The sequence below is a fragment of the Photobacterium aquae genome, assembly GCF_001029445.1.
Taxonomy (GTDB): domain Bacteria; phylum Pseudomonadota; class Gammaproteobacteria; order Enterobacterales; family Vibrionaceae; genus Photobacterium; species Photobacterium aquae.
The window spans coordinates 229,688-247,079 of the sequence record NZ_LDOT01000002.1 but is presented as its reverse complement, the minus strand read 5'-3'; the positions used below and the strand labels follow the sequence as shown (position 1 = coordinate 247,079).

At 46.5% G+C, this 17,392-nt stretch carries 16 protein-coding genes; 11 read left to right on the top strand and 5 right to left on the bottom strand.

Annotated elements, in window-relative coordinates:
* Positions 1–43 precede the first annotated feature (43 nt).
* Entirely contained in the window at positions 44–2,533 is a 2,490-nt protein-coding gene (locus ABT56_RS01760) for a zinc/cadmium/mercury/lead-transporting ATPase (RefSeq protein ID WP_047877117.1), read from the top strand.
* Between the two features lie 83 nt (positions 2,534–2,616).
* Here the strand turns inward: ABT56_RS01760 and ABT56_RS01755 are convergent, their stop codons facing one another.
* The 4 genes from ABT56_RS01755 to ABT56_RS01740 form a co-directional block, all read right to left on the bottom strand.
* On the bottom strand, positions 2,617–3,921 hold the full coding sequence (locus ABT56_RS01755) for an ABC transporter substrate-binding protein (RefSeq protein ID WP_047877116.1): 1,305 nt from the start codon (positions 3,919–3,921) through the stop codon (positions 2,617–2,619).
* 10 nt (positions 3,922–3,931) lie between these two features.
* On the bottom strand, positions 3,932–5,905 hold the full coding sequence (locus ABT56_RS01750) for a methyl-accepting chemotaxis protein (protein WP_047877115.1): 1,974 nt from the start codon (positions 5,903–5,905) through the stop codon (positions 3,932–3,934).
* A 388-nt stretch (positions 5,906–6,293) separates the two neighbouring features.
* Positions 6,294–6,767 (bottom strand): peroxiredoxin, encoded by a 474-nt coding sequence (locus ABT56_RS01745; protein ID WP_047877114.1) that lies wholly within the window; start codon positions 6,765–6,767, stop codon positions 6,294–6,296.
* Between the two features lie 135 nt (positions 6,768–6,902).
* Positions 6,903–7,151 (bottom strand): hypothetical protein, encoded by a 249-nt coding sequence (locus tag ABT56_RS01740; RefSeq protein ID WP_047877113.1) that lies wholly within the window; start codon positions 7,149–7,151, stop codon positions 6,903–6,905.
* Between the two features lie 491 nt (positions 7,152–7,642).
* Between ABT56_RS01740 and udp the strand changes: the two genes are divergently transcribed.
* The gene (udp, locus tag ABT56_RS01735) at positions 7,643–8,410 is read left to right on the top strand and encodes a uridine phosphorylase (protein ID WP_047877112.1); all 768 of its coding nucleotides are present in this window, start codon (positions 7,643–7,645) and stop codon (positions 8,408–8,410) included.
* 61 nt (positions 8,411–8,471) lie between these two features.
* Here the strand turns inward: udp and ABT56_RS01730 are convergent, their stop codons facing one another.
* A complete protein-coding gene (locus ABT56_RS01730; RefSeq protein ID WP_047877111.1) occupies positions 8,472–9,326 on the bottom strand; it encodes a LysR family transcriptional regulator in 855 nt (284 codons plus the stop codon).
* A gap of 349 nt (positions 9,327–9,675) precedes the next feature.
* Between ABT56_RS01730 and ABT56_RS01725 the strand changes: the two genes are divergently transcribed.
* Genes ABT56_RS01725 through ABT56_RS01685 form a run of 9 tightly spaced genes read left to right on the top strand, consistent with a single transcriptional unit; the run spans position 9,676 to position 17,389 of the window.
* Positions 9,676–9,891 carry a Flp family type IVb pilin gene (locus ABT56_RS01725; protein ID WP_047877110.1) on the top strand — a complete coding sequence of 72 codons (216 nt, stop codon included), beginning with the start codon at positions 9,676–9,678 and terminating at the stop codon, positions 9,889–9,891.
* Positions 9,892–9,897: 6 nt separating this feature from the next.
* Positions 9,898–10,323 carry an A24 family peptidase gene (locus ABT56_RS01720; protein WP_084722132.1) on the top strand — a complete coding sequence of 142 codons (426 nt, stop codon included), beginning with the start codon at positions 9,898–9,900 and terminating at the stop codon, positions 10,321–10,323.
* A 15-nt stretch (positions 10,324–10,338) separates the two neighbouring features.
* A complete protein-coding gene (gene cpaB / locus ABT56_RS01715) occupies positions 10,339–11,250 on the top strand; it encodes a Flp pilus assembly protein CpaB (RefSeq protein WP_053062355.1) in 912 nt (303 codons plus the stop codon).
* 2 nt (positions 11,251–11,252) lie between these two features.
* The gene (locus tag ABT56_RS01710) at positions 11,253–12,596 is read left to right on the top strand and encodes a type II and III secretion system protein family protein (protein ID WP_053062354.1); all 1,344 of its coding nucleotides are present in this window, start codon (positions 11,253–11,255) and stop codon (positions 12,594–12,596) included.
* Positions 12,593–13,108, top strand: coding sequence for a hypothetical protein (locus ABT56_RS01705; RefSeq protein ID WP_047877108.1), 516 nt, complete (start codon positions 12,593–12,595; stop codon positions 13,106–13,108). The genes ABT56_RS01710 and ABT56_RS01705 overlap by 4 nt, the downstream gene beginning before the upstream one ends.
* A complete protein-coding gene (locus ABT56_RS01700) occupies positions 13,109–14,350 on the top strand; it encodes a CpaE/TadZ family protein (RefSeq protein WP_047877107.1) in 1,242 nt (413 codons plus the stop codon). It abuts the gene before it with no gap.
* The gene (locus tag ABT56_RS01695; protein ID WP_047877106.1) at positions 14,347–15,618 is read left to right on the top strand and encodes a TadA family conjugal transfer-associated ATPase; all 1,272 of its coding nucleotides are present in this window, start codon (positions 14,347–14,349) and stop codon (positions 15,616–15,618) included. The genes ABT56_RS01700 and ABT56_RS01695 overlap by 4 nt, the downstream gene beginning before the upstream one ends.
* Positions 15,619–15,629: 11 nt before the next feature.
* The gene (locus ABT56_RS01690; protein WP_047877105.1) at positions 15,630–16,541 is read left to right on the top strand and encodes a type II secretion system F family protein; all 912 of its coding nucleotides are present in this window, start codon (positions 15,630–15,632) and stop codon (positions 16,539–16,541) included.
* A complete protein-coding gene (locus tag ABT56_RS01685; RefSeq protein WP_047877104.1) occupies positions 16,541–17,389 on the top strand; it encodes a type II secretion system F family protein in 849 nt (282 codons plus the stop codon). The genes ABT56_RS01690 and ABT56_RS01685 overlap by 1 nt, the downstream gene beginning before the upstream one ends.
* The last annotated feature ends 3 nt before the right edge of the window (positions 17,390–17,392 follow it).

The following is a 17,392-nucleotide window of genomic DNA, read 5'->3' as shown; positions in this document are numbered from 1 at the left end:
ATGATGAAATGTCTCATCAGTATTCACTACAAGGAGCGTGCCCATGTGTGCACAATGCAATAACAAGAAGTTCCACGTTCATGCGGCAGCGTCACAGGCGGCTTCATCCGCCTCTGTCGTTGTCGAGAATAACACCCATACAGAGGCTTGTTGCGCCACAGGCAGTTGCCAAGCCTCGACGTCCTCGGCATCCGCCGTGGCGACTCATGGGCCTACGACTGATGGCGAGCTCTCCGGTGATGATGATCCTGCCTCCCGCCCACGCCATGGATTTTCGATAAATAAAATCACTTCCGCAGAGGCAGCTAATACATCCAACATCCATTTATCTTCAGAACCATTACCGCCGTCGGCAGAGAGCCCCGCGTGTGATGGTGGCCATTGTTGTAGCTCTGTATCCCATGATGAAGGCGAGCCAGAGATAGCACCGGGGAGCTATAGTACGACTTTGAGCTGGAAAGTCGGCGGGATGGATTGCCCGAGCTGTGCTAAGAAGCTGGAAACGGCGATTGCCTCGCTTGAGGGGGTTGTTTCGGCGAAAGTGATGTTTGCCACCGAAAAGTTGGTGGTTAATTGTGATTCAACGGCATTGTCTGATGCCATTATTGCCAAGACTCGCGAAACGGGTTTCTTGCTGATCACCTCCGACAGTCAGGATGAGCAGGTGAAGCCGCAGAGTTTTTGGCGGGAGCACCTATCGGTTTTGTTGATTTCGGCGCTGATGCTGGTGTCGTTTTTGCTTAGCAAACATTCTGAGTCACTTGGGTTTGCCGCCTTTACGGCAACGACCCTGGTTGGCCTGCTGCCTATTGCCCGTAAGGCTGTGCGCCTTGCCAAGAACGGTTCACCGTTCTCTATCGAGACCTTGATGAGTGTCGCCGCGATTGGTGCGCTGTATCTGGGCGAAACCGCCGAGGCTGCGATGGTGCTGCTGCTGTTTTTGATCGGTGAGCAGCTAGAGGGTTTTGCCTCGGCCAAGGCACGCAGTGGGGTGAAGGCTTTGATGGCATTGGTGCCTGAAAAAGCTTCACGTATTTTGGCTGATGGCAGCAAGGAATTGGTGGCGGCCAGCGCGTTGCAACCGGGTGATGTTATCGAGGTTGCCCCTGGTGGCAGATTGCCAGCCGATGTGGAATTGCTTGATATTGCCGCCAGTTTTGACGAAAGCGCGCTGACCGGTGAATCGGTTCCCGTTGAGCGTCAGCCTGGTGAGCAGGTAATGGCAGGAGCGTTGGTGGCGGATAAGGTGGTGCGGTTGCGTATCGTGTCCCAGCAGGGCGAGAATGCGATCGATCGTATTTTGCATCTGATTGAGGATGCAGAGTCCCGTAAGGCGCCGCTTGAACGCTTTGTTGATCGCTTTAGTCGTTGGTATACGCCTGCCATGATTGTGTTGGCAGCAATGGTGGTGGTGATCCCGCCGCTGTTGTTCGCTCAAAGCTGGGATGAGTGGCTCTACAAGGGGTTGACGTTGTTGTTGATTGCTTGTCCTTGTGCCTTGGTTATCTCTATTCCGGCGGCGATTACCTCTGGTTTGGCGGCTGCGACTCGCCGTGGTGCCTTGATCAAAGGCGGTGCGGCCCTAGAGCAGTTGGGACGGATTCAGACCGTTGCATTTGATAAAACAGGCACCTTGACTCAGGGCAAGCCCGTGCTGACGGATACCGTGTGCTGGGATAACGATACATCCCGCATGCTACGCCAGAGTGCTGCGGTTGAAATGGGCTCGGCTCACCCGTTGGCACAGGCCGTTATCTCGGCTGCGCAGGAGCAAGGGCTTACTGTTGTGGATGCGATGCACCGTGAGGCTCTGCCGGGACGAGGGATCAAAGGGGAGATCGAAGGGGATACCGTGATGCTGCTTGCTGCTGACCGGTTGCCAGAAGGGGTTGTGTTGGATGATGCCCAGCGTGAAGCGGTCTTTGCCCTTGAGGATCAGGGCAAGACGCTAGTAGTGGTATTGCGTAACAACCAACCGGTTGGCCTGCTGGCGTGGCGTGATAATTTGCGCGAAGACAGTGCCAAGGCCGTCTCCAACCTGAAAAAAATGGGGATCCATGCCGTGATGTTGACGGGTGACAACCCGCGTGCGGCAGCCGCGATTGCTGGCGAAATCGGCATTGATTTCCGCGCAGGTTTGTTACCTGAAGACAAGGTGCGCGAGGTGGAGCTGGCCAACCAGAACCGCCATGTGGCGATGGTCGGTGATGGGATCAACGATGCCCCTGCGATGAAAACGGCGTCGATTGGTATTGCGATGGGGGGCGGCTCCGACGTGGCGTTGGAAACGGCCGATGCCGCACTGACCCATAACCGGGTTGCCGAGCTGCCGATGATGATTGCGCTGTCACGGGCGACATTGTTCAATATCAAGCAGAATATTGTGATTGCGCTGGGCCTGAAAGGGGTCTTCCTTGTGACGACCTTGCTGGGTATGACGGGCTTGTGGGTAGCCGTTATGGCAGACAGTGGTGCGACGGCGTTGGTGACACTCAATGCGCTTCGGTTACTCAAGTTCGATTACAAGGACTAATCTTGTGAGTATAAAAAAAGCACCTTCGGGTGCTTTTTTTTGTGCCGTTTGGGGCTTTCTATCTGCGTGTGCCTGTAGGAGGGTTATTGAGCCGGGCAGTCGCAGTCAGTGGTGCTATTCTTGTTGCTATTCTGCTGTGGTGGATACCATGCCTCAAGGCCTTGCTGGAGACGGCTTGCTGCTTGTTTCGGTGTCATCTTACCTTCCATAACGGAGACACTGGTGCTCCATATCTCTTGTTCGAGATTAGGGGTGCCGCGAGACAGGATCTGGGTGGAGCTGCGAATGGTCGAGTCGCACTGATCACGCCATGACATCATTTTCTGGGCGATAGGATCGTTGACCTCGAAGAAGTGGTTGGATAGGGAGAAGAAGCCGGACAGTTCATTGGTGAGCAACTCGGCAAATTCTGCGGAAGCCATCCAAGTCAGGAAGATTTGTGCCGCCTCGGGGTTCTTGGCCTTGGCGTTGATCCCCATCCCCAGATCGGTATGGTCGCTGAAATAGCAGGCATCGCCTTTGTTCTTCACTGGTGGAGGGAAGGCGCCCATATTCAGCTTGCCCTTGAAGGTCATGATATCCCATGAGCCGGCCGGAAAGACGGCGGCTTTGCCCTCGGCAAAAAGCTGGCGTGAGTCACCGTAGCCACGTTGAGTGGCATCATCTCCCATATATGTTGCCCATTTGGCTAGCTCGGCAAAGGTATCGCGGTAAGCCTGGCTGTCCATCCGTTCCTCGCCGGAAATAAGGGCGCTGCGGCCATCTTCGCCCTGCCAATAGGTTGGGCCGATATTCTGAAATGCCAAAGCATCGGTCTCCCAGCGATCTTTGAGCCCAAGTGCCAGTGGCAAATAACCGGCGCGCTTGGCCTTTTCCAGCACCCAGTAGAAATCAGCCCGAGTGACAGGCTCATTGACCCCTAATGTTTTGAAAATATCTTTGTTGTAGAAGAAACCATGGATGACCGACGCCATCGGCAGGCAGAAGGTCTGTGCGCCGGAGTCTGTCTGCCACGGGGCGAGGGCGAAGCTCGGGAAGTTTTCGATCCCTTCCATTTCGGTTACTTCCTTGAGTAAACCGTCTTTGAACAGCGGCAGCGCGCCGTCGAACGGGCGACATGCCAGCAGATCGCCAGCCTTGCCGCTTTCGATCCGCTGCTTGAGGTATCCGACCGGGTTGGCGTTCCACTGGGCAATTTCAGCCTCAGGGGGAGCGACATACTTCACCGTGATGTCGGGGTAGTGCTTGTTGAATGCCGGGATGATTTTCTGATCCCAGATGGCATTGTCTGCGCGCCATGATTCAATAACCACGGTTTGCTGTGCATGAGCGTATGAAGTGGCTGCCAGTAATAATGCAGCAATAGGGAAAACAGTCGACTTTATCATTGTTACATTCTCACACACGGAAGTTGGCGATCAGGCGTTGTTGTTCTTGGGCAAGAGAAGCCAGCGAGTCGCTGCTTGAGGCAGACTCACGGGCATCTTGCTCCGCTTGGCTTGCTACATTGGCAATGTCATGGATATGTTCGGCAACGTCATGGCAAACTTTGATTTGTTCTTCGGTGGCGTGGGCAACATGCATTGTCATTTGTTGGATAGAGGCCATTCGGCCGGCAATATCCTGAAGGATGTCATCAGTCAGGCGGGTTTGGATGAGGCAATCCTCCATTTGTTTCTGGCTGACGCTCATGGTGCTGGCCATGCTTGATGCGTTGTTTTGCAAATTGCTGATCATTTGTTGGATTTCTTCGGTTGAGCTTTGGGTGCGGGTTGCCAATGCTCGAACCTCATCGGCGACAACGGCAAACCCTCGACCGTGGTCTCCGGCTCGGGCGGCTTCGATGGCAGCATTGAGCGCCAGCAAGTTGGTTTGCTCGGCAATATCCTGAATAACATGCAAGATCGAATCAATATTGTTGGAATACTGGTTGAGTTGCTGAGTATTGGAAACGGCTTCTTCGATGTTCTCTGACAGCAGCTCTGTGAGCTGACGGCTACGGGAGACTTGGCTGCGCCCGTCGTTGGCGGCTTGATTGGTACTGTCAACTTCGGTGACGGTCATTTCGGTTGAGCGTGCAATTTCTTTGGCACTGATTTCCATTTCTAAAATAGCGGCGGAGACTTGATCGGTACGGTTTTTCTGATCTTCGACACGGCTCATTGCCAGCTCGCTGACCGATGCTGAACGACTCGCTTGTTCGAGCAGGTGTTGTGCGCCGTTGCCGAATTTGTCGAGGGTGTGTGACATGGTATCGGCCAGCATGTCGATAGAGCGGCTAAGTTCACCGAATTCGTCGTCAGCCTGGTAGTTGGCGCGGTTTCTCATGTCACCGTCGGCCATTTTTACCAGCATGGCGTTGATGAGGCCGAGGGGCTTTTGAATGCTTCGGGTTGTGCTGAACCCGACCCAAAGGCTGACGCTGGCGGAGACTGCGATCATAATGACGACGTAAAAGAACGCCTTGCTAACCGCAGATTCCGCATCGGCTCGGCTTGAGTGGGCAATTTGCTGAGCATGTTCAGCATAGCTGACAAGCTGGTTTTGGATATTATTGAGCTGCTTCGAGGTTTGTGTTTTAGCCTCTACCAGCTGTTGGTTGATCTCCTGTTGTTTAACCAAAACATCAAGTAGACCGTTATTGCCAAGAGTGAGTGATTTCACTTTGTTGAGGTTGCGCGAATAGCGGGCTTTCACATCGTCTTCGACAGCAATGCGTTCAAGACGTTTGAATGCCATTTCAATGTCTTTGGACAGAACCGCACGCAGCTTGGCAAGATCCGTGTGCTGATCTGCCCGGCGAAGCGATTTGAGATCGCGGGCGATGCCACTGGTGATAAGCTCTGCGCGGTTGTGCAGAGAGCGCTTAGCCGAGGCTTTCTGGAGCAACAAGTTTGCTGCCCATTGGTAAGTATCTTCAAGGCGTAGGAACTGGAGCGCCAATGCCTGCCGTTGGGTAATCAGGTTGAGTGACTGCTGCTGGAGCTGGATCAATGCTTCGGCCTGGATGAAATATTGCCTTGAGTTTTGTCTTAGTGCGTTGATCCGTTGCTGCTCGGCGGGTTGGCGCACATGCTGTTCTGTCTCGTTCAGAATCTGGAAAAATTGCTGTTTCTGTTGCTTGAACGTCGTGTCGATCTGCGATGCCGACGTAGGATCGGTATGGAACGTGCTGACCAGCAAGTTGCTCTGCATTAGTTGGGTTATCAGGTTGCCGGAGGCGACAACCATCGGGGTGGATTGGTCGGTAATTTGCTCAACTTTGCTTTGTAAGGTTGTGGCATTGAATAGACTGACACCGCTAAGCGATGCCATAAGGGCAAACATGATGGCAAAACCGACAACGGTTTTTTGTACAACTGACAACGTCATTATTTTTTACTCTACAACTGTGTTGCGATAATTAGGCAGTGCGGTGCAGAGGCTTCTATTTTCACTCCATGAAATAATGAGTCATAGTAAGCCCAATTGTGTGAGGGATTGTGACATCAATCGAAGATATTGGCATCTTATCTATAAGATTGTTATTGGAAAATTGCTATCCGGCGCACAAATATTTCGGGATGAGAAATAATCGGTATGAACATGAAATTTCATTAAATTCCTTGGCTGTATTTTTGGGTTTTTATGTATTCCTGTATGGTTTTTTAGGCACTTTGGCTTTTTCGTGCGGGTGAGAGTCGCAGGGGGGGATAAATAACGATGTGCATCAAAACCGGAAGCCTCTCTTCCGATTTTGATGTGCTGGTAATAGGGGTTGTTAAAGGGTACTTAGGATTGTTTCCGCTTTGCTGACATCGAACTCGCCGCTTTTTTCGATGTTGAGTGTTGTCACGGTGCCGTTGTCGAGCACCATCGCGTAGCGCTGGGAGCGTATTCCCCCAAATTTATCGGTATCCATTTCAAGGCCGATGGCTTTGGTAAAACTGGCATCACCATCAGCCAGCATCATGATCTCGCTGGCATTCTGGGCATCGCCCCATGCATCCATGACAAATGCATCGTTGACGGCAATGCAGCAAATCAGATCGACACCTTTGGCTTTGAGTTGATCAGCCAGTACAACGAATCCTGGCAAGTGGGCTTCGGAGCAGGTTGGGGTAAAAGCGCCGGGAACAGCGAAAAGAATGGCTTTTTTGTTAGCAAATAATTCATGTGTGCTATGAGTGGCCATGCCATCAGGTGTCAGTTGGTTCAGCGTTGCATTGGGTAGAGTGTCGCCTTGTTTGATCATGGTATGCCCTTGTTGTTTGAGTGCGGAGTGCCCCGTTTACGAGCTGCTGGTGGAGAGCAAAAGGAGCCACGGATTTTACAAGTCTAGCTGGTCTTTACCGATTGCTTGATTATCACTCGTGGCCAAAATATGTGGTTAGTGCACCGGGTGGTTGGTACACCAGAAGTCATAGGCTGGCTGTAATTGCTGGATATAGCCTTCAAGCTGCTCTGTAAGTGGTTGTGGGGGAGGCTCAATGGCACTTATGGTGGCGCGAAAATCCATTAATTCACGCCAAGAGGCTCTAACTTCACGATCGTTCCCTGAGTTGATGGCAATCTCGAAATTGATGAAAATTTCGATTGCCTGCCTCCTGACTGATTCTGCGTTAATTGAATAAGACATAGGATAGCTGCCGTTAACTTACCGAACGTTCTTTCTATATTGTTTAGTGAAAGTATGCTCGGGCTGAGAACTTTGACTGAGTATAGTTACTCGATGTCTTGGCTTGTATGTTTGCGCGAAATGGAGATGGGACAAGAGTGTGAATGAGCAAGTACAGTTTCGTTATCGGGGGGAATGGTTGATGTTGAAAGGGCTAAATCCGATAAAATGTCGCTTGATAAAGCAGGCATAACTGTAAGAATTATTGTGACAAACCGCAAAAGCAAACCATTTCCTGTGATGTTGATCACTTTTTTATGAGAATTGAAATTTATAATTTTCCCTGCGGTGTGACAGTCATCACTTAAAAGTGTTTTTCGATCCGCTATCGTTAGTTTGTGTTTTACAAATGATGTTCGGTGTGGATCGAGTACATTTATAAAACAATAATTGATAATTAGCCGTCGAACCTCATAAACCCTAATCGGCGGACAAATAGTAAGGAACTCATTATGTCAGACAACGCAGTTTTCCATCTTGGTGTAAATAAAGCGGATCTAAATGGTGCCGAGTTGGCGATTATCCCTGGTGATCCAGCTCGTGTTGAGAAAATCGCTAACCTAATGGATAACCCTGAATTCTTGGCAAGTTCTCGTGAGTACACTGTGTACCGCGCCAAGTTGGATGGTAAATCTGTCGTTGTTTGTTCTACCGGTATCGGTGGTCCGTCTACGTCTATCGCAGTAGAAGAGTTGGCGCAACTAGGCGTACGTACTTTCTTGCGTGTTGGTACAACAGGTGCTATTCAGCCACATATCAACGTAGGTGATATGATCGTAACAACCGGTTCTGTGCGTCTTGACGGTGCAAGCCTGCACTTTGCTCCAATGGAATTCCCTGCGGTAGCAGATTTCACTGTGGCAACAGCGATGAAAGCGGCTTGTGATGCTGACGGTGCAACAGTTCACACGGGTGTAACTGCATCAAGTGATACCTTCTACCCAGGTCAGGAGCGTCACGATACATTCACTGGTCGTGTTGTTCGTCGTTTCCAAGGCTCAATGAAAGAGTGGCAGGAAATGGGCGTATTGAACTTTGAAATGGAATCAGCAACATTGCTGACCATGTGTGCAAGTTCTGGCCTACGCGCAGGTTGTGTTGCAGGCGTTATCATCAACCGCACACAAAAAGAGATCCCAGATCACGCAACGCTGAAAGAGACAGAAGCTCGTTCAATCAAAGTGGTTGTAGATGCTGCTCGTCGTATGCTTGCTGAATAATTCACTGACTCGTTAGTGATAGACATAAAAAACCAGTGCCGAGGCGCTGGTTTTTTTGTGTCTATATATCCGGCTGGTTGGCTTTTTCCAGTAACCATTTAACTGCGGGCGGGTAGTAGGGGGCGGTACGCCAAAATAGGCTGGCTTTACGTTGCTGCCCGAAGAATCGCTGATCATTTTTGACGGGTTCTAGTTGTCCGGTATCGAGATAGGTCGATTGAATCTCCTCTGAGAGTAGCGCAACCCCTTTGTCTTGAAGACACATCATGATTAATGTTGTGACGTCATCAAACTTCCAGATACTAAAGTTAACACCTTTTGAAATACAGGTAGGTTCAATATCATTATTCAAAAGTAAAAGTCGTAGTAGTGAAGAGTGTAGGTTATAAGTTGGTGATTTTACCCATGAATAATTAACAGAAAAAATATCACTGTATTCAATATCCAAAACCCTTGAATTACTGAGAAAACCAAAAGCAAGATCTAGATTTCCGTTGACTATTTTTTCACACAGGATGTTGCTTGATGCATGCTCTAAAATCACATCAATATTGGGAAATGATAGTGATAATTCTGAAAGTAAACTTAAGACGTGGCGGCTGTATAACAACGGATCGATACCAAGCCGTATAGTAATAGGCTTGTCATTATTTATGGTGCTTGCGATAGAAACTATCTCATGGTATTTATCCATGAATGTTTTTGCCGTTTGGTAGAGTATTTTTCCTTTCTCTGTTAGTTGCGGCTGTTTTCTTTCCCTCGAAAATAAAAGTTCGCCAATTTCATCCTCCAAGTGCCGAACTGCAATACTGACCGTGGATTGCGACTTATTGAGCTTTCTCGCTGCGGCACTGAATGATCCTTCGTCAGCAACCAAGACAAATGCAGCGATACTGTCTAAATGTAGTTTTATCATATCCTTATGCTCAGTGATTAATTTTTATACTGTTTCATATCTAGTGTGGCAGGTGGCAAATAAAATATTGTGAGTCGGATCAAAGATACATCATGAGCAGTGAACATGTTTTTTCGTCATTTAAGTTAGCAATAAGGGTTATACGTTGTACCTTGTCTTCATCTATCTGGCTGAAAGTTAGTATATTTACTCTTATTTTTGAAATTTATTCTATTCTTCAAGGTTTTATAAAATAAGCCCATTATTGATTTTTTCAATATTGACTATTTTGTATCTATTAAACACGCCAAGTAATCTTGCATTGTAAGGCGCGGTGCCTACAACATTTAAAATGGATTTGGAGGCTACAATGTTACGTTCAATGTATGCAAAAACCGATGCATTCCTTTCTACTTATAAGAAAGATGAACGCGGGGTAACGGCGATTGAGTATGGTTTGATTGGTGTCGCAATGGCATCGATGTTGGCCATAGTTTTAAATGTTTCTGAACCAACTACATTTTTGGGTGAGTTGAGAGCAGCATTCGCAACCATTGCTGCGAAAATTGGTGTGTTTACACCTTAGCCTCAAATGTTATTAATATTAACCTGTTGTCTTGTTTATATTTGCTATTGCGATGTGACTGTTAGACGTATCCCTAATAGATGGCTCCTTGTTCTATTGGGGAATACGCTAATCATTAATATTGTAATGGGCATATATAGCGGTTGGCTAACAGCCTTGGTTGTGTTTGGTATGACTGCGATCTTGGTTGAGGCCAATGTATTTGGTGCAGGGGATAGTAAATTGGCAACGGTATTGGCATTGGCATTACCGTTGTCGAGTCTACCATTTGCGCTTTGGTTAACTGTAATGGTTGGGGGGGGGCTCGCTGTTTTTTATTGGCTGAAATACCGTTTGATAAAAAGAAAATTAAAAGGGATGGATCCTGGCTTGCCTTATGGTTTAGCAATAGCAATTGGATTTTATATCCCGATTATTGTTCAACTTCTGTAGGGTTAAGGGGCGGTTATGAATGGAAAAAAAGTATTCGTGATAGCCTTGATGGCAGTAATTTCAGGCGTATATGGAGTGATTGATATTTTACGCCCAGCTGTCTCAGAATCGACGGCTAACTTACCGCAAGCCCCAGCTCTGCAATATGTCACACTTTGGCGTTCAAATACCGATTTGGCCAAAGGGATGGCAATAACACCTGCACAGGTTGTTCGTGAACAAGTCGAGTTGCAGGAGGCTGCTGCTCTGGGTTTTAAGACTGATGTTAAACTCGATTTTTCTCCTACTGTATTGCTTAATAGTCCAATTAAGAAAGGAGAATGGATATGGGAAGAATATCAGACCAAGCCTGGAGAGCCCGGTTATATTGATTTGATGATTAAAGAAGGAATGACGTTATTTCCTCTGCAAGTCAGCGCCAAAAATTTAATCACTAACTTTATTCATCCTGGTGATTATGTCGATATTCTTTCTATTAGCTCACCAAAGATAAATCTCGCAACAGTCAAAGAAGTATTACCGTATTTTGCTGGTACAGAAGCAACAATTTTTCTTCATCATGTCAAAGTGATGAGTATTGCATCAGGGAGCAAGCAGATATTTTCAAAAAATGACATGGGTGAAAATGTCAATGCACAACATGCTGTTAATAATGAACAAAAAATGACAGTTGTACTTGAAGTGAAGCCTTCTGATATAGCCCGTTTATCATTGGCACAACGGGCTATGCATATTGAAATGTATCGTAGCTATGAGTACCAGTCACCTCTTCATGCGGATCTACGCAGTATTATTAATAATTATACTGATGTTGAAGAGTTGCGAGGCAGTAGCAAAGTATCATCGAATTTAGCGGATGAAAGTCATGATGGCGATGATGGCATTCTTAGTATCGAAAAACTTTTGGGATACAAAGAGGAACGCTAACAATGATAAAGGAATATTTGAAAATAATAGTGGTTCTCATAAGTGGTTATTTCGCTGCTTATTGTCAGGCAGGAGATACCTATATAACGTTGAATGATGCGCGCCATTTTAATTTCCCTGCGCCAATCAGTACGGTGTTTATTAGTACGCCGGATATTGCTGACTACCAGGTGATAGATGATCAAACGTTGGTCGTCTTTGCCAAAGAAGTGGGTCAAGCTCGTTTGATCGTTTATGGGTTAGATAATCAGGTTCTATTGTCTCAGCGGATATTGGTTGATATCGATCTCAGCCAAATTCGCCGCCAGGTGAAACTACATTTCCCCCAACTTGATATCAAATTGGAATCAGTCGGCGAGCAGGTCTCGGTCAGTGGTCAGGTGGAGTCAGAACAACAACGTGATGATGTCTATCGCCTGGTTGCCACCTTGCTTAACCGTGAAACAGTAGCTCGATATCAAGAAATAGATAAATTTACCTTTCCTGATAGTGAATTAGAAGAACCTGAAGGTTTGATTTTTGCACGAAATAATCGCTGGAAGGGTATTGTTGAAAACATTGAGGTGCTGTCTGTCCAGCAAGTGAATGTGAAGATTTCTGTTGCACAAGTAACGGAATCTTTTGCCAATACCATAGGTGTTGATTGGGGAACCGTCGGTGTTGGTATTGGTCAGTTTGCGTTTGCCGAATTGAAAGCCGCTGATTTAACAACCTTAATTACTGCATTGGGTGATGAGACCATGGCGGAAGTGTTAGCTGAACCCAATTTAACGGTGTTATCCGGAGAGTCTGCCAGTTTCTTGGTTGGGGGGGAGGTACCCGTTATTGTTTCAACTAATAATAATGTGAATATTTCCTTTAAAGAATTCGGGATCAAACTAGATCTAACGGCGAAAGTCATGAGCAATGAAAAAGTACGTATGCTTATTGCGCCGGAAGTGAGTGAGGTTGAGCAATATATCAAATCCGCCGGATTAGAAGTGCCGCAGTTTGCGTCACGAAAAGCGATGACAACCGTTGAGCTAGCAGATGGGCAGAGCTTTATTCTCGCTGGGTTGATGAACAATCATGACTTTGAACAATTGCAGAAAATCCCATTATTGGGTGATGTTCCTGTACTGGGGGCTTTATTTAGAAAATCGGTGACAGAACGGAAAAAATCTGAACTGGTGATTGTTGCTACGGTGAATTTGGTGCGTCCAACCTCACCTCAAGAGGTGCAACTTCCCTACGTCAATAAAACGGCGACACTTGAACGTTGGTTCAATATTAATCGGGATAAGACCACGGATGCAGAGCAGGCTTTGGGGATTGATTTATTGTCTCAGGGAGGGTTCATGCAATGAAAGAATGGATGCATGGCAGCGTTATTAACGCGTGTGTAGTGAGTGTATTACTTTGGGGTAATGGCTGCGCGCAAGATGTCAGCACTCCCAAGGGGGCTGAAGCCTTACTGTACACCGTCTCTCATTCCTACCAATTTACGCTGACACCTAATTCAAAGCCCGCAGAGGATGAGATTGAGCGTATTGTCAGGGAGGCGAGGCAGCTAGATTTTGATGCAAGTATTACTATCCGTTACCGCTCCCAGCAAGGGCAAGCCTTTGTGAAGCGGCAGCTGGCTACGTGGAAGTGGTGGGGGCTTTCTCCCCAACAGTATCGGGCGGAGTATCAGTCCTCATTGCCGAGCGACGTGATGCTGGATATCGAATTGACCCGCTTCATGACCGAAACGTGTTACCCCAGAGAGATTGAGCAACCTGCCCATCGTATAGGGTGTTTTGTTGACACCCTACGAATGAAACAAGTGGCCCGGCCTGCGCACTATCCGGGCAACAATAAATGGGGAGAGCATTAAATGTTTGACCTAGCAAAAGCGGTGAATTCGCCATCGGCCGCTGAACCGGCCTACGCGATCAATAAAGGGCCAGCAAGCTGTACGCTGATTTATCAGTCAGAGGATTTTCGTACGCTTATTGAAGAAGTGTTCCTTTTCGAAGGGTGGCCAGAGCCAACCATCATAAAAGAGTCGATATACTCCAACCAGATAGATCATGCTGATCTGAATAATATCGTCTTGTTAGAGCTAAATCATTCTGATGATGTGGTTGAGGATGCGAGGTATTTTGCCAGCCAGATCCCGCCTCACAAAGGCGTGATAGTGATAGCGAAGGAAGATGCGATATCCACCTTGCGTACGCTTAAAGAGATGGGGTTTTACTATTTATTTTGGCCGACTGAAAAACAGGATTTGGCTGAATTTATCCTTCATGTGAATAAAAACGTCAGTGATATATCCGGGTTGTATAAAAGCCGCAAAGCAAAACGTGTTGCTGTCGTCGGCTCTAAGGGGGGGATTGGAACAACCTTCATCGCTTGTGAGTTGGCGTTTATTCTTTCAAACCAAGGTGCCGACACCATATTGGTTGATCACCAATATCGAGGCAGCAATATCGATGTGATGCTGGGTATGGAGACATTACAGCGTTACAACATAAGTGAAATGGCAACACCCTTGCTTGAATTGGATGATGAGAGTGCAAGCCTATATCTGCAGCCAGTGAAGAGCCATTTGCGTCTCCTCGCGATGGAAAGCCAGCAGGCCGATACGGATGTATTGGAAGTATGCCAGTATTTATGCCAAATGCTGGATCGGCAGACCAACTTTATCGTTGAGGATTATTCCGCCAGTATCAGTTTCTGGGTCGATGCAATGCAGCTATTGGAGCATAGTGATGTCGTAATTCTGGTTATTGAACCCTCGATCTCTTCGGTCAGAAATGCTCGTTATCTCATTGAATCACTTCAGAATATGTCAATGGCAGGAGGGCGTAAAATTCGCATTATCCCTATTGTTAATCGCCACCGTGCAGTGGACTCCTATGAATTGGATCACAAGGAAGTTGAGCATTATTTGGAAACGAAGGTGCCTATATCGTTAGCATTTAGCAAACAGGTCTCACATTGGATTATAGAGGGAAGGCGTGTTAGCCAATGTGATAAATCCATGGGACGGGCATTTAATGATTTAGTGTTACTCATTAATGGTAAAGCCAAAGCGAAGACAATGAATTGGCTGAAGAGGTTGATGATGCGATGAGTGCTAAAAAATCAATATACATGGATTTTCGTCAGCACATTTTCGAAGCGCTGGACGTAGAAGCTATCCAGGAAATGAACCGTGAGGAATTGCAGGAACAAATATCCAATGCGGTTGATATTCTTGCTCGTAGCCGGACCCAGCCAATGACGAAGATGATACGTGAGGGACTGGTGAAAGGCCTGCTGGATGAGTTGCTCGGCTTAGGTCCTTTACAGCCATTAATCGATGATCCGACGATCACCGATATCATGGTCAATGGTCCTGAACATATCTTCTTTGAACGCAATGGTAAGTTGCAACGCTCCGAGATCTCGTTCGTTAGTGAGTACCAATTATTGGAAGTCGCCAAACGGATTGCTTCGCGGGTGGGCCGCAGGGTGGATGAGTTGTCTCCGATGGTGGATGCCCGCCTTGAAGATGGGAGTCGGGTTAATATTGTCATTCCGCCTATTTCTCTTGATGGCACCACGATTTCTATTCGTAAATTCCGTTCACAAAAGATGGGGTTAGAGGAATGGGTCGGCTTAGGCTCAATGTCGGTAGACATGGCGAGAGTGCTGATGATAGCTGCTCGTTGCCGACTTAATATCCTCATTTCCGGAGGGACAGGGTCAGGTAAAACGACGCTGCTAAACGCTTTGTCTCAGTACATTGAGGATGATGAGCGAGTGATCACCATTGAAGATGCTGCGGAGTTGCGCTTATTGCAACCGCATGTGGTGCGACTAGAAACGCGCCACGCAAGTATCGAGCAGACCGGGGAGGTTACCCCAAGGGATTTGGTGATTAACGCATTACGTATGCGCCCGGATCGTATCATTGTTGGTGAATGCCGTGGCGCTGAAGCCTTTGAGATGCTGCAGGCCATGAATACAGGGCATGATGGGTCGATGTCGACGCTGCATGCTAATTCTCCACGAGATGCGATTTCGCGTGTTGAGTCGATGGTGATGATGGCAAACTTGAATCAGCCGATTGATGCCATACGCCGAACTATTGTGAGTGCAGTGAATATCATTATTCAGGTGAGCCGGATGCGTGATGGAACGCGGAAGATCACCCATATCTCTGAAATTATAGGTTTGGAAGGGGATCAGGTTGTTATGGAAGAGCTATTCCATTATCAACAGAGAGAATCAGAAATGGCAGGTAATCCGTTGCAAGGCCAATTTGTCACACAGGGTATCATGCAGCGTTCTGTTATTGTTCAAAAGGCGCAATTTTGTGGTTTATACGGTGAATTGATGGCGGCATTTCAGCACTAAGGCAGGAGCCAATTATGTGGATTGCATTATCATTTTTCCTGTTTTGTCTTGCGTTATTTTTTCTGGACGAGAAAGCGGAAGACAACAAGCGTGCATATTTTCAGCAGATGAGCATTGTTGAATTAAAAAACATGCGTCAAGCCGTTAATGTAAAAGCCTTTCAGCAGCCTACGTTGTGGCAAAGGGTGCAAAATCAGGTAAGGCCAGTATTGGCAATGTTAGGGGAGAGAGCAAAATGGGTTGTTTTTTCATATGTGACTGCCGTATTGCTAGTTGTATGGTACGTAAATTATACGCTATTGGATATTGACTCACAGTGGGTGAGTATTCTGGTGCCATGTATATTCTATTGGTTAGGCTGGAGTTGGCTGGTAAACAAACGTAGACGTGATTTTGAACAGACATTTCCTGATGTTTTGAATATTATGATGAGTGCGATTACAGCGGGCGATAGCCTCATGCAGGCGATTTGCTATGTCGGCGATAATGTCGAAAATCGTATTGGTAAAGAATTCAAAACGATGGGAGAAAGATTTAAACTCGGTGAGAGTCCAGACATTATATTTGAACGTGCGTGTAAAAACTATCCTTATCCTGCCTTTTTATTTTTTGTTGTAACGATACGTGCCAATATCAGCCGAGGTGGCTCATTAAAAAATGTATTAGCACGTTTAATACGCGTATTGATCGATGCCAGAAAATTGGAAAAAAAGAAAATGGCAATCACATCGGAATCTCGAATTTCTGCAAAGATAGTTGCAGCAATACCATTGATATTTTTGATTATTATTAATGAAATTAAACCACAGAATGTGGATTTCATTCTTAATCATCCAGATGGTAGATTCATTCTCTATTATGCGTTGGGGAGTGAATGTTTGGGGTTTATTATTATTTGGCTGATAATGAGAGGGGTTCGCTAATGTTGGCATTATTATCTCTTTTATTATGTTGTATTTTACTGTCTGCGTTAATTATGATCCATTATAATTATAAGCGCAGAGAAAAAACTATTGCCAATTTACTCAATAAGAAATACAGCACACAATTTGATAAGATAAACAAAATGTTAATGGGGTTTGGAAGGCGTTATCATAAAGACCTTAAAGATAAAATGCTAGATGCAGGTATATACAATACACAATTAGTACGTTTTTATTTCCCATTTAAAGTTGGTGTTGTATGTATATGTTGGTTGATGATTGTATTTAGTGACTACGTCATGATGACTAAAATGATAGTAGCACTCTGTATATTGATTGCCGTTATTATTATTCCAGATATGTACCTAACAGCAAGGAAAAGGGCGTTGGTAAAGAAAACGTCTCGTCAGTTACCATACATGTTGGACATGATGGCAGTGTGTGTGCAAACCGGTATGACATTAGAGGCTGCATTAGGTTTTCTGGGTGAGGAGCTAGAGGCATTTGACCGAGATTTATGCTTTCATATCAGAAAAACATCTGATTCAGCCAAAGTTCATGGATTAGAAAAAGCATTAAATGATTTTAGCCACCGGCTTCCGACTCCCGAAGTGCGTAGCTTTGCGCTAACCCTTATACAGAATCTGCAGCATGGTACATCAATAGCAATGATATTAGGCGATCTTGCAGAAGATATGCGGAAAATGCAATTGCTGACATTAGAAGAAAAGATGGGAAAACTTTCGGCTAAAATCAGTATACCACTTATCTTGCTGATTATGTTTCCAATTGTGATCATTATATTAGCTCCGGAAGTGATGCAATTATCTCTTGGTATAGGACAATGAAAA